The following is a 12,686-nucleotide window of genomic DNA, read 5'->3' as shown; positions in this document are numbered from 1 at the left end:
TGCACTTTACTCTCGATCGCCCGCTCGAAACCTTTCGCCACGCAATATGCGATCGATTATTCAGCAAGCCCTATTTAATTCTCATTCCTAAGGTAGGTTCTTGAATAACGCACCCTACAAATTTACAAATCTGTTCAAGGATGCAAAAACTCTAAATGGTCTCCTGGAATCGATCGCAATTTTGCAGCCGACCCTTGCATTTTCAACCTGCCGCGTTCTAACATGATAATCCAATCAGCGCGATCGATCACTCGTGGCCTGTGACTGATAAAAATAGTCGTTTTCCCGTGCCGGTACATCAATAAATTTTCTAATACTTCCGCTTCGCTTGCGGGGTCAAGCCCTGCGGTAGACTCGTCTAGAATCAATACGGGCGGGTTGTTGAGAATTGCGCGGGCGATCGCCAATCTTTGTCTTTGTCCGCCAGAAATATTCGCTCCAAACTCCCCTAAAACAGTTTGATATTTATCCGGCAATTGGCTGATAAATTCATCCGCCCCCGCAATTTTGCAGACTTTAACAATCTGTTCAAAGCTGATATCTGGACTGCCCAAACGAAAATTTTCGACAATCGAACGGCTCCAGAAATGTGCTTCTTGAGGAACCAATACTACCTGCTGTCTCAGACTGTCGAGAGACAAATCCTGCAAGTTGTAGCCACCAATTCTAATATTACCAGATTGCAGCGGATACAGACCAGCAATTACTTTAGCTAGCGTACTTTTTCCGCAGCCAGAATAGCCGATCAAAGCAATTGCTTGAGCGCCGGGAAACGTGACAGAAAAATTTTCCAGCAAATCAAGTCTACCGGGGTAGTGAAAACTAACACTTTTGCAAACAATACCGTCGCGGTCTTGAATATTTACAAAAGGTTTCTTCGTATCGTCTTTAGTTTCCGGTTCAGCATCGATGACTTCCGACAGCCGTTGAGTAGCTGTCTGCACGCGAGTCATCTCATCAGTAAATCCTACTAGCGAATTCACCCAAGTAGTAACGTTTTGATTCATGCTAATAAACGCTAGCAACTGACCTATAGTCAATACCTTGTCAATCACCAAACCGCTACCAAGCCACAGCAGAGTAATGCTGCCAGCAGAGGCAACAAAACCAGAAAATATATTGTTGAGAATGCCAATTTGTGTAGTGCGGAAAGTGAGCTTTGCTAAGCGACCGAAGCGGCTTTGAAATTCTTCCCAAAGTTGCTGACCGCTGCTAGTAGTTTTGACAGTCAGCGCGCCTTTAAAAGTTTCGACTAAAACGCCTTGAGTTTCGGCTTCCAGCACAAATAAACTGCGCGTTTTTTGCTGCAATACGGGCAGGAACACCACTGTAGAGGCAGTCATTAACAGAGCGATCAGTGTAGCTGCCAGCGTCAGTTCCTTACTGTAAAATAACATAAAAATAAAAGAAACGACAGCGATAAAAAATTGACTAGGCAAGCTGATAGCGACTTGAGAAACTAATTTATTTATTTCTTGGATATCTTGTAATCTACTGACAATTTCGCCACTGCGTCTGGTTTCGTAAAAACTCAAAGGCAATCGCAGAAATTTCCGCGCAAATTCCATAACCAATCCCAATTCTAAACGCTGAGAAAACTGAGCAATTAAGTTAGACTGTACCAATCCTAAACTGCTGCTAAAAAGGTTCATAACTATAACTGCGATCGCCACACTCGCCAGGAGTTGTCGGTCGCCCCGCACCAGAATGTCGTCGGTGAGCATTTGAACTAGAAAAGGCGAAGAAATTGACAGCAAACCCAACACTGCATTCAGCAAAAATGCTTCCATTAAAATCGGGCGATAAATCCTAATCCGGCGCATCCATTTTTGTAAAGAATTAGCGGGCGGTTGACCCTCTGCGGCCGCAAAAAACCGCTCCGCATCAGGTTCTACTAGCAAACACAGCCAATCTGTCCAAGCTGCTGCTAATTCTGCTTTAGAAACATAACGTATACCGACAGCCGGATCGCCGATCGCATATTTGTCGCCCTGTTTTCCGTACAAAACAACCCAGTGATAGCCATTCCAGTGAATAATCATCGGTAGAGGGGCATCATCGAGCTTGTCTAAAATTGCAGCGGCTGCTCGCACCGATCGAGCATTAAAGCCGATCGCCTCAGCGCCTTGTTTCAAACCCAGTAAAGTCGTTCCTTGCTGGCCCGTACCGACAAATTCTCGCAAGCGGCTAATTGTAAAATTCTGTCCGTAAAATTTGGCGATCGAAGCCAGACAAGCTGCACCGCAATCTTCTTCGCTCTGCTGGAGCACAACCTGATATTTCATCAACCTATTTACTTGTCCGGAGAAAGGCATTTCTCGGAGAAAAGGAATGTTCTTTAACATTTGGCAAAATGAATAATGAGTAGAGCCTAATGAACATTACCCCTCACCGATTACCCAATCAGAACAAAGCACCCATAAACTTATGGGTGCTTTATTAATTCACATCAATAGATCGAGCTGAATTGACAGCACTGAACTTTACCAGTAGCGAGCTACTGCTCTGAAAGTACCATCACAATTCCGGCGGTACACAATGTGACGTGTCGCGCTGCGGTAACAGTTGTAGTTGTCTGTCGTCGAATAATAGTAGCCACCGTTGACGCTGGCAGATTCTTCAGGGGTGACTTCAGTAAACAGTGAGGTGTCTGTAGTTTCTTGCATGATAGACTCCGTTTGGTTGATGAAATTGAGTGAATACAAACTAGAAACTATTGAATTTTTCTAGTATCGTTTAACTACTAATCTATATTTCTCAAAGGCCGATCGTTCTCCGGAATATTACGGATAAACTTTCAAAGTTTAGCCGATCGGAAAACCTGACTCAGCTATTTAAACCACTAGGGTTTTGTAAGGGCGATCGCGGCTGGGATCGTACAGATAAAGCTGGCTAGGCGGCGGCAGGAAAAACAGCATATTGGGGCCATCGGTGCTGCTGTTATCGGTCTCGCTGCTGTTAGCGCCGCTGACACCGCTGGTAATGCTGGCACCGTTGACAGTGGCAGATTCTCCATCGCTTAGTTCGGTAAAGAGTGAATGGTGTTGATTTTCTGACATAAAGAACTCCTATTAATACCTATGTACTTACTTACTACGTACGCATACAGGAAAAACCCGGTAACAGTGCCAAAAGTCATTGCAAAAATCCCATATTTTCCTGACTGTAGCCCGTTGGCTTCACTCCTCTTGATATTTGGCGAAGTTTGTGGGTGACAACGGCAAAGCTGTGCGGATTTTTACCTTTACCCTGTGAATTTTGATTTAGACTTCTAAACCTACACTTGCTTTCCGGAAAGCCGATCGCAAAAGTGACAAAACAAATCAGCGATCTCTCCCTCCCAACTCAAAACTCCAAACTCCCAACTATTCCCCTCTCCCCCTTGCCGCCATGTCTCTCACTCCCGAAGCCACACCCGCTGAAACCTTTGATAACGACCAGTTTTTGCCCCCTGTCAGCCGCTGGACGACTTTGGGGGGCATTTTGATGGTGGCGACCTTTGGCGGGGCAATCGCCCTCGCTAGCGTCACCAAATACAGCGCTACAGTCAAAGCAGACGCGATCGTCCGTCCAGCCGGAGAAGTGCGCGTCGTGCAAGCAGCCACCGAAGGAACCGTCGAAAGCATTGCTGTCAGCGAGAATCAGACAGTAAAAGAAGGAGATGCGATCGCAGTTATAGACGGTTCGCGTTTGGACGCTCAAAAAAAGCAGTTACAAGAAATAATTAATCAGTCTCAAACAGCAGCACAACAAATCAACCAGCAACTGCGCGACTTAGAAAATCAAATTTTGGCCAGCGCCCAATTTAAAAGCATCCAAAGTGAAACTTCCGCCCAACAGGAATTAATCGAATCCGCTTTAATAAAATTCGCCACATCGCTGCCGGATGTCGCCGAGAGACTGGGCCGAAGTCGGCGGGTTTTGCTCGTCAAGCGATCGTCCCTTCAACAACAATTGATTCAATCGAAAAAAGAGCTCAATCAAATTGAGTTAAAACTCGAAAATAGCGTGATCCGCGCGCCCGCTGATGGTACAATTCTCAAATTGGAAGTACAAAATACTGGTCAAACCGTACAAGCCGGCAGCGCGATCGCCCAAATCGTCCCCAGCGACGTACCCCTGGTAGTCAAAGCCAAGGTGACATCCCAAGACATCGCCCGCATCCAAATCGGCCAACCCGTACAGATCAGGATTTCGGCTTTGCCTTTCCCCGATTACGGCACATTAAAAGGAACCGTCAGCGAAATCGCCCCAGATGCGATCGCCACTCAAAATCCCACTAATAATTTAGGTACAGCTTATTACGAAGTGGCAATTAAGCCCGAACAAACTTATTTAACCAAACTCCAATCCGCCAACAGCCAATTCTTCGGAAACTCCCAGGCTAATGTCCCCCGCCAGTATTCGATTCAATCGGGAATGGAGGGCAGAGCCGATATTATTACCGGCGAAGAAACAGTTCTGACATTTGTTCTACGCAAAGCAAGGTTGCTGACAGATTGGTAATTGCTTTCAAGCCCATTTCTTAAACGCTACGGCTAAGGACACGGCCTTGCCGTCTCCCTACAGATATTTAAAAAGGTAAGGAAACGGCAAGGTAATGTCTCTACAGATGTCTTAAAAGTGGAACGGGCTTCTAGCCCGTTGCTGACAATAGTGCAAGATGTGAATTTCAACCAAGAGTATCTTAAATCAAAATAACGTGTCAAAATAGAAATGTGAGTTCAATTCTATTCTTTCCTCATGGGCAAACAGCGCGTTCTTTCTGGAGTTCAGCCAACAGGCAATCTTCACCTCGGCAATTATCTCGGTGCCATTCGCAACTGGGTAGAAGGTCAAAGTCAGTACGAAAATTACTTCTGCGTAGTCGATTTGCACGCAATTACCGCACCGCACAATCCAGCAACTCTAGCCTCCGACACTTACACGATCGCCGCACTCTATTTAGCTTGTGGCATCGATTTAGAATATTCTACTATTTTCGTGCAATCCCACGTCTCGGCGCACACAGAACTAGCATGGCTGCTCAACTGTATTACGCCGATTAACTGGCTCGAAGATATGATTCAGTTTAAAGAAAAAGCAGTTAAACAAGGTGAAAATGTCAACGCCGGTTTGCTAAATTATCCCGTGTTGATGGCAGCAGACATTTTGCTTTACGATGCCGACAAAGTGCCAGTGGGAGAAGACCAAAAACAGCATTTGGAACTCACCCGCGATATTGTCATCAGATTAAATCACCAATTCGGCACACTCGAAAAGCCAGTATTGAAACTTCCCGAACCGTTAATTCGGACTGACGGTGCGAGGGTGATGAGTTTGACAGATGGTACGCGCAAAATGTCGAAATCTGACCCTTCCGAACAAAGTCGAATTAATTTATTGGATTCGCCAGATACGATCGCCAAAAAAATCAAGCGCTGCAAAACAGATGCCGTGCGCGGTTTGACTTTTGACGACCCCGATCGCCCCGAAGCTAGAAATTTGCTGACACTTTATCTCCTGCTTTCCGGCAAATCTAAGGAAGAAGTAGCAACCGAGTGTGAAAACATGGGTTGGGGAGAATTTAAACCCTTGCTGACAGAGACGACAATTAATGCCCTCAAACCAATTCAGGATAAATACAAGGAAATAATGGACGATCCGGGATATTTAGAGTCTGTACTACGTCGCGGAAGAGAACAAGCAGAAGCTATTGCTAATCAAACTCTAACTAAGGTTAAGACCGCTTTCGGTTATTCTTTACCTGTTTAGTTGTGAGTTGTGAGTTGTTATTGGTTATTGGTTACTGGTTAAGAATGACAACTGCCAACTGCCAACTGCCCAGTAACAACTGCCAACTGTCAACTGTCAACTGTCAAATAACAAATAACCAATAACAGACAAATAATCATGAACCGTTTTCGCACAGCCTGCACCACCCCCGGAGAATTTATAATTACCGCCGAAGTTGCCCCGCCAAAAGGTGGCGACATAACTCACACAATTCAAATGGCTGAACGCCTCAAAAACAGAGTTCACGCAATTAATGTCACAGACGGGAGTCGCGCAGTTTTGCGAATGTGCCCGCTAGCAGTTTCGGCGATTTTAGTGCAGCACGGAATAGAGCCAATTTGTCAAGTTGCTTGTCGCGATCGCAATCAAATTGGCCTGCAAGCGGATCTCATGGGAGCCCACGCTTTAGGCATCCATAATATCTTGGCACTCACTGGCGATCCAGTCAAAGCAGGCGACCATCCAAAAGCCAAAAGTGTATTCGATTTGGAATCAGTGCGGCTGTTGCAAGTCATTCAAAAAATGAACGGTGGCCAAGACTGGAATGACAAACCTTTAACAGACGGAGTTACTGATTTATTTGTCGGTGCTGCTGTCGATCCGCAATCCCCCAGTTGGTCAGGTTTGCAAAGCCGATTCGATAAAAAAGTAGAAGCAGGAGCCCAGTTTTTTCAGAGTCAATTAATTACAGACTTTGACGTTTTAGATAAGTTTATGCACCACATTGCTGCTGGCTGCAACAAGCCAATTTTAGCAGGAATTTTTCTATTTAAATCAGCTAAAAATGCTGAATTTATTAAAAAAAATGTGCCGGGAGTTCACATACCCCAAGAGACGATCGACCGTTTGGCAAAAGCTCCCGAACCCTTGCAGGAAGGTATAAAAATTGCTGCCGAACAAGTCAAACTAGCGCGGCAGATTTGTCAAGGAGTTCACATGATGGCTGTCAAACGAGAAGATTTAATTCCTCAAATTTTGGATTTGGCAGGAATCGAGCCACTGAGCTAAAATTAAACGTAGGGGCGGCTTTTACCAATTATCAATTCCTAAAACTAACGATTTCGTAAACTCATAAACCCGCCCACTCCCGCGCTACCATTTTGAACATCAATAAAACAATCATGCTTCAAACTGTAGACAATCCAACCACTTCTCCCGCAATCGAACAACGTTTCACTTGGCGCGGTGTGACATGGAATCAATTCAAGGCCATTCGAGCTGGCTTTGAAGACGTGCCGAATGTACGCTTATTTTATTGTGAGGGAGTTTTAGAAATTGTTGGTACTGGAAGGTTGGATGAAGCGATTAGGTGTTTGATGGGCTTGCTAATGGGACAGTATTTTCTGCAAAGAAGAATTGTATTTTTTCCCAGCGGTACTTATAGTCAGATTGTCGAAGAGCAAGTCGAGTATCAGGCAGATTTGTCTTATTGTTTCGGAACTATTAAAGATGTGCCAGATTTATGTATTGAGATTGTTATCACTAGCGGTAGTCCGATTAAACTTCAGAAATACCGACTGATGGGAGTCCCGGAAGTCTGGTTTTGGGAAGATGGCACTCTAGAGCTTTACCATCTGCGAGAGGAAGGTTACGATCGCATTACTAGCAGTGAAATACTGCCGGAGTTAGACTTGTCGTTGCTCAAACGCTGTATTTTGTTTGCTTCCCCTTTGGATGCGCTGGAGGAGTTTTCTAGAGGAATGGGCGATCGGGAAAATTGACCAATAAACTATTTTTGAAATAGCTCGATCGACTAAACGGTTATTAAATAGGAGCCACTGGCAATGACTGACTCAGAAATACTTAATTCTGATACCATTAAAACACTAAATACTAGCATATCAGAAGTTACAGTTTATACCGATCGCGCTTTGGTGACGCGCCGCGGCACGGTGGCCTTGACGGGAAATGAGCGAGAATTGGCGATCGCCTCTGTTCCCGCAACCCTCGAAACAGAGTCAGTCAGGGCCACGGGTGCGGGTACAGTTGCAGTGCGATTGCTGGGAGTGCGAACCGAAACAGTGTTTAGCAGCGAACCAGTGGGCGATCGCACTGCCGAATTAACACAACAAATTCAGGGATTACAAACCCAAAGACGGGGAATTAACGACAAAATAACCGCCCGAAAAATTCAGCTCAAATTTGTGGAAGGTTTGAGCGAAAAAAGCGTCGGTTTCTTTTCCAGCAGCATCGCCAAACAGCAGGTAGGTTTAAACGAAACTGGCGAATTGCTCAACTTTTTAGGAACTAATTACCTAAAATATGTAAGTGCGATCGCCCAACACGAAAAACAGCAGCGCGAATTAGACAAGCAAATAGAAGCTTTGCTGCTGCAGTTGCGGCAAGTACAAACTCCCCATTCTCAGCAAAGTTTTAACATCATTGTTGCCATAGAACCAAGCGGCAGCGGCAATTTTGAACTAGAAGTTTCCTATGTAGTCACGCAAGCCTGTTGGACTCCCCTTTATGACTTGCGAGTAAATACTACCAACAACCAAATCAATCTCAATTACCTAGCCGAAGTCAATCACAATACAGGCGAAGATTGGACGGGAGTAGGGCTGACTTTATCCACAGCAAAACCGGGAATGGGAACTTTGCCGCCAAAACTCGCACCCTGGTTTATCGATACTGTTTACCCAAAATCTCCTCAAACCCGAGAACTTATGATGACACGCAGCCGACAGCCTGCGGCACCCGAAATGGGAACATACTATGAATTAGATATGGCAGACGCGGCACCATTAGCAATGATGGCTATGCCCCCTGCTGCTGCCGCACCCGAACCCATAGACGCTACAACAGCCACAGCCAAAGTATCAAGAGAAGGAGGCACTGTCTCATTTCAAGTAGGCGGAAATAGCAACATTCCCAGCGACGGTACACCCCACAAAGTGACGATTTTTAGCGAAAATTATCCCTTAAAGCCTGAATATATAGCCGTTCCGCGATTAGTCAGTTTTGCCTATTTGCAAGCAGTTGCTGTGAATCCGCTGACAGGTGCAACCCTGCTGCCCGGTAAAGCAAATATTTTCCGCGACAACACTTTTGTCGGCAGTGTGCAGTTAGAAAATGTTTCGCCAGGACAAGAATTTACACTGAATTTAGGAATAGACGAAGGGCTAAAAATAGAGCGGGAATTAGTAGAAAGACAAGTAGATAAAAAGCTGATCGGTCAGCAGAGGCGCACGAGTTACGCTTATCGCTTAAATGTGACAAACTTGCATCAGGTGCAGGTACACCTGACACTAAAAGAGCAATTGCCAGTCAGCCGTAATGAACAAATTAAAGTGCGATCGACTCTCACTAATCCGAAGATAGTAGCAGGTGAAATGGGACTGCTAGAATGGATAATGTCTCTGCCACCGCAAGCAAAGCAAGAGTTATATTACCAGTTTGTTGTCGAACATCCTCCCGACTTAACAGTCACGGGTTTAGATATTTAATATTAAGTAGGTAAAAACTTGTTTATAATCAGGACTTTAGTCCTTATCCGCCAGAACTATGAGGACTGAAGTCCCGATAAACTCTCAAATCTAGCGGTAATTTGTAAACTGCAAAGCCACCGGATAATCTTCTTGCTTCAAGCGTTGAATCACCAACTGCAAATCATCTTTATCTTTAGCAGACACCCGCACTGCATCTCCTTGAATCGAACCTTGAATCTTCTTAAACTCATCGCGGATTAACTTAGTAATCTGTTTTGCGATTTCCTGAGTGAGCCCTTTTTTAAGTTTAATTTCTTGACGAACGCGACTGCCGCTAGCAGGCTCAGCTTTGCCGTAATCAAAAATTTTCAAAGATAAATTCCGCTTGGCGGCTTTAGTTTGCAAAACAGTGTGAATTGCATCGAGAGTGAATTCGCTGTCCGTATTGACAGTTATGGATTCTGCGCCCAATTCCACGGTAGTTTTGGTATCTTTCAAGTCGTAGCGGCTTTGAATTTCCCGCACTGTTTGGTCAACAGCGTTAACTAATTCTTGCCGATCGAACTCGCTGACAATATCAAAGGAATAACTAGCAGCCATAAATTAGTAATTGGTAATGGGTAATTGGTAAGAGGTAATTGTAATGGGTAATTAGTAATTAGTAGTTAATAATTAGTCATTAATTAAGCGTCTCTTAACTAATGACTAATGACTAATGACCAGTGACTAATAACAATTAGCCATTAACAGCTATTAAACTGAAATAGAATAAAGAAACAGTGCAAGAAGAACTAATCGCAAACATGAGCGATCGCCCCAGCGGCACATTCAGAATATAGAAAACCGAAAACAACAATCGGGCGATCGTAAAAGCGATCGCAGCCCAACCCGCCGCCTCCGAATCTACCCCCGTCACAAAAGCCATCAAAGCCGCCGCTGAAAACAGCATAAACGTCTCAAACGAATTTTGGTGAGCCCAAGTTGCCCGCTGAGCGTAAGCAGGCAACCTCTCAAACATAGCGCGGGGGGCTGCTTGGTCATAGCCTAGCTGCAAGCGGGCGAACGCAACCACCAAAAACGGTGCATAAACCAGCGCAGCAGCAACAGCAATACAATCAAGCAGAATAACCGACACAGGCAATCCCAACAGCATCATCCGCCTCGCATTTCAATCAAAATAGAACAGAGTAACCACCTTGCGCTGTTCCTCCGCATCCTGGCAAGTTTTCAGCAAAGTGTGGCTTTCGTGAAAAGCAAAACAGATCAGTTGTTGGCAGCGAGAAATAATCTCCTGATTGCACATGGCGCTTGCTTCCGGGAGAGACAAACTGTCATTTTTGGGATTTTCTACCAAATGTATCACTTGTTCGAGCTGGTCGCGAGACTCCCGGGGCTGGCGGCTCATGCTTTGCGGCAAAATCACTGTCAGCAGATTAGGATCTGCTCGCATTGCCCCCCGAATTGCGGCTGAATTGGTGCCTGTAGCGCCAGAAGTGATGAGCTGATTGCCTCCCAGAACTATGGCGTAGCTCAGCATCTCAATTAGCTGCTGGTGGGTAATAGGAACGTGGCGAGAACCCAAAAGAGCAATCCGCTTGGAGCTGGTTTGCTGGATCGCCGCAAGTTCTTGTAAAAAATCATCTACTCTGGGTAGCTCAATTGATTGACTCAAAGAATTTATTAAATTAAATAAAACTACGTTGTGGATTTTAGCAGACTCACTAGCCATTGCCGCCAAAAAGAAGTTAAGAATTGCTGATTTACGGAATCAGACTAGAGGATCTGGAGATTTGAGGAAGCCAGAAGGCAGTAGGTCTGAAGACATTCGGCAGCCCCAGCTCAAGGTAGAATTCAAGAAAAATTGAGAATTTAAGAATTTTGGCTTTTTATTTATTTAAACAAAAAGTTCTTTCTGCCGAATACCTTCTTCCCTCAGAGCCGGCTGCCTTCTTAATGGACTCGATCGCCCAGGCATAAGGATGCGATCATACCCTCAAGGTCAAAATGCTCTGCCATTAGCTGAGTAACGCATTCCACCTTGATCGGTTCGTGCAGGCGCACGCTGCCAAAGGTGCTGTCGATAATTTCTACCGTGGTTAAGGTATCCAAATCAACAGACAAAACCGGAATTTCCATTTCTTCTGCCCTGCCAATCACTAGGGGAGAAGGAGGCAAGTGGCCTGTCAAAATTAAGCACTGAGTCGAGCTCTCCAGAGCCGCTAGCTGAATGTCCGTGCGATCGCCCCCCGTCACCACCGCCATATTTCTCGCTTTGCGGAAATACTTCAGAGCTGAACTAACATTCATCGCGCCAATTGTCAAGGTTTCCACCATCAAGTCCAAACGGTCTCGACGGCACAGCACATCAGCTTTCAATTGGTGCACCAATTCTTTGACGCTGACACTTCGCAGCAAAGCACTTCTCGGCAGCATTCCCAAAACTGGAATACCCGCAGCCTCCAGAAAAGGCCGCACAGTCGCCGTTACCGATTCGAGTTTGTCCGAGGGAACGTCATTGAGTACCACGCCCAGCAACCGCGAACCCAAACGCTGTTTAGCCGACAGCAAATCGTCTATATACAGATCGATCGGGCGGGCTACCAACAGCACAGAGGCATCAATTGCCTCAGCGACTTGAGCCAAAGACAAGTCAAACAGACTGCCTTCCTCCAAATTAGCTGGGCCTTCTAACAGCACCAAGTCTCCGCTAGGAGCCTGCAAATATTGCGCTAAAGACTGGCGATAATCTGTCTTGTCTTCTCCCCGCAAACGCTTGTGAACCGTCTCTTCATCCAAATACAGCAGTGTTGACGGCATCTGACTTTCTGAGAGCTTCAGCGTCTCTACCGCGAACCGCACGTCTTCGTCCTCTATCCCAGCTCCCTCGGAGCTGAAACAGGTTCCCAGAGGTTTGCCGTAGGCGACGGCCAGTCCTTTTGCCCGAAGTCCGAGTGCCATCCCTAGGGCGATGGCAGACTTGCCACTGTAAGCTTTTGTGGAACCGATCAGCAAATATTTAGTCAATTTGGGTACGCCTTCAATCCTCAATTTGCACCTGTCTATTTCAATAAATTTAGTTTTTTCTACAGTATTTCTGAACTGCGACTCAATTTGGAAATACTATTATACTCGATTTTGTCGCTTTTGGGCAGATTGTTTTTTTACGAAAATTTTTTATTCACCTGTTCGCAACCCTTTTCTTCCCATTCTTTGTTACTTGATTTTGGGAAAGTAGTTTTTAAATTGTTTTTTTTACCAGCCGTTTTTGATAATGATTTCTCGCCCCTGCTTCCTTTGAAAACCGATTTTAATTATAAAAATTTTAGCCATTTTTATTACTGAGGTTAGATATTAATACCGATTTTTATAAAATTATAATAACATTGTAGAAGTGGTAATTTAACTATAGACCTCTTGCAAAAGTCCCCAATAAGGGCAATAGTAAGGTGATAGAGAGGAAAAACTGATGACTTACGAACAAGT

General features: G+C 45.1%; 12 protein-coding genes. 5 read left to right on the top strand and 7 right to left on the bottom strand.

Annotated elements, in window-relative coordinates:
- Positions 1-134: 134 nt before the first annotated feature.
- From QUA40_RS25125 to QUA40_RS25115, 3 genes are all read right to left on the bottom strand, one after another.
- Entirely contained in the window at positions 135-2,345 is a 2,211-nt protein-coding gene (locus QUA40_RS25125) for a peptidase domain-containing ABC transporter (RefSeq protein ID WP_333130927.1), read from the bottom strand.
- A gap of 138 nt (positions 2,346-2,483) precedes the next feature.
- Entirely contained in the window at positions 2,484-2,666 is a 183-nt protein-coding gene (locus QUA40_RS25120; protein ID WP_333130925.1) for a hypothetical protein, read from the bottom strand.
- A gap of 168 nt (positions 2,667-2,834) precedes the next feature.
- Positions 2,835-3,059 carry a secretion protein HlyD gene (locus QUA40_RS25115; RefSeq protein WP_333130923.1) on the bottom strand — a complete coding sequence of 75 codons (225 nt, stop codon included), beginning with the start codon at positions 3,057-3,059 and terminating at the stop codon, positions 2,835-2,837.
- Positions 3,060-3,390: 331 nt separating this feature from the next.
- Between QUA40_RS25115 and QUA40_RS25110 the strand changes: the two genes are divergently transcribed.
- The 5 genes from QUA40_RS25110 (at position 3,391) to QUA40_RS25090 (ending at position 9,221) form a co-directional block, all read left to right on the top strand.
- The gene (locus QUA40_RS25110; RefSeq protein ID WP_333130921.1) at positions 3,391-4,506 is read left to right on the top strand and encodes an HlyD family efflux transporter periplasmic adaptor subunit; all 1,116 of its coding nucleotides are present in this window, start codon (positions 3,391-3,393) and stop codon (positions 4,504-4,506) included.
- A 237-nt stretch (positions 4,507-4,743) separates the two neighbouring features.
- Positions 4,744-5,754 (top strand): tryptophan--tRNA ligase, encoded by a 1,011-nt coding sequence (gene trpS, locus QUA40_RS25105; RefSeq protein WP_333130919.1) that lies wholly within the window; start codon positions 4,744-4,746, stop codon positions 5,752-5,754.
- A gap of 138 nt (positions 5,755-5,892) precedes the next feature.
- Positions 5,893-6,783, top strand: a complete 891-nt coding sequence (locus tag QUA40_RS25100; protein ID WP_333130917.1) for a methylenetetrahydrofolate reductase — start codon at positions 5,893-5,895, stop codon at positions 6,781-6,783.
- Positions 6,784-6,896: 113 nt separating this feature from the next.
- Positions 6,897-7,496: a Uma2 family endonuclease gene (locus QUA40_RS25095; RefSeq protein ID WP_333130915.1), complete on the top strand. Its 600-nt coding sequence runs from the start codon at positions 6,897-6,899 to the stop codon at positions 7,494-7,496.
- A 63-nt stretch (positions 7,497-7,559) separates the two neighbouring features.
- Entirely contained in the window at positions 7,560-9,221 is a 1,662-nt protein-coding gene (locus QUA40_RS25090) for a mucoidy inhibitor MuiA family protein (RefSeq protein WP_333130913.1), read from the top strand.
- Positions 9,222-9,311: 90 nt separating this feature from the next.
- Here the strand turns inward: QUA40_RS25090 and QUA40_RS25085 are convergent, their stop codons facing one another.
- From QUA40_RS25085 to QUA40_RS25070, 4 genes are all read right to left on the bottom strand, one after another.
- A complete protein-coding gene (locus QUA40_RS25085) occupies positions 9,312-9,803 on the bottom strand; it encodes a YajQ family cyclic di-GMP-binding protein (RefSeq protein ID WP_333130911.1) in 492 nt (163 codons plus the stop codon).
- Between the two features lie 136 nt (positions 9,804-9,939).
- The gene (locus QUA40_RS25080; RefSeq protein ID WP_333130929.1) at positions 9,940-10,356 is read right to left on the bottom strand and encodes an MAPEG family protein; all 417 of its coding nucleotides are present in this window, start codon (positions 10,354-10,356) and stop codon (positions 9,940-9,942) included.
- A gap of 15 nt (positions 10,357-10,371) precedes the next feature.
- Complete coding sequence (locus QUA40_RS25075; RefSeq protein ID WP_039887610.1) at positions 10,372-10,875, bottom strand: hypothetical protein; 504 nt, start codon at positions 10,873-10,875, stop codon at positions 10,372-10,374.
- Between the two features lie 278 nt (positions 10,876-11,153).
- The gene (locus QUA40_RS25070) at positions 11,154-12,251 is read right to left on the bottom strand and encodes a phosphotransacetylase family protein (RefSeq protein ID WP_333130909.1); all 1,098 of its coding nucleotides are present in this window, start codon (positions 12,249-12,251) and stop codon (positions 11,154-11,156) included.
- Between the last annotated feature and the right edge of the window lie 435 nt (positions 12,252-12,686).

The organism is Microcoleus sp. Pol11C3, assembly GCF_036701485.1.
Taxonomy (GTDB): Bacteria; Cyanobacteriota; Cyanobacteriia; order Cyanobacteriales; family Microcoleaceae; genus Microcoleus.
The sequence above is the reverse complement of the archived record's forward strand: the minus strand, read 5'-3'. Positions and strand labels throughout refer to the sequence as shown.

Excerpts from the sequence above, each read along its gene's own strand:
- QUA40_RS25125 (WP_333130927.1), bottom strand. The coding sequence starts at position 2,345 with ATGTTAAAGAACATTCCTTTTCTCCGAGAAATGCCTTTCTCCGGACAA.
- QUA40_RS25120 (WP_333130925.1), bottom strand. The coding sequence starts at position 2,666 with ATGCAAGAAACTACAGACACCTCACTGTTTACTGAAGTCACCCCTGAA.
- QUA40_RS25115 (WP_333130923.1), bottom strand. The coding sequence starts at position 3,059 with ATGTCAGAAAATCAACACCATTCACTCTTTACCGAACTAAGCGATGGA.
- QUA40_RS25110 (WP_333130921.1), top strand. The coding sequence starts at position 3,391 with ATGTCTCTCACTCCCGAAGCCACACCCGCTGAAACCTTTGATAACGAC.
- trpS (WP_333130919.1), top strand. The coding sequence starts at position 4,744 with ATGGGCAAACAGCGCGTTCTTTCTGGAGTTCAGCCAACAGGCAATCTT.
- QUA40_RS25100 (WP_333130917.1), top strand. The coding sequence starts at position 5,893 with ATGAACCGTTTTCGCACAGCCTGCACCACCCCCGGAGAATTTATAATT.
- QUA40_RS25095 (WP_333130915.1), top strand. The coding sequence starts at position 6,897 with ATGCTTCAAACTGTAGACAATCCAACCACTTCTCCCGCAATCGAACAA.
- QUA40_RS25090 (WP_333130913.1), top strand. The coding sequence starts at position 7,560 with ATGACTGACTCAGAAATACTTAATTCTGATACCATTAAAACACTAAAT.
- QUA40_RS25085 (WP_333130911.1), bottom strand. The coding sequence starts at position 9,803 with ATGGCTGCTAGTTATTCCTTTGATATTGTCAGCGAGTTCGATCGGCAA.
- QUA40_RS25080 (WP_333130929.1), bottom strand. The coding sequence starts at position 10,356 with ATGCTGTTGGGATTGCCTGTGTCGGTTATTCTGCTTGATTGTATTGCT.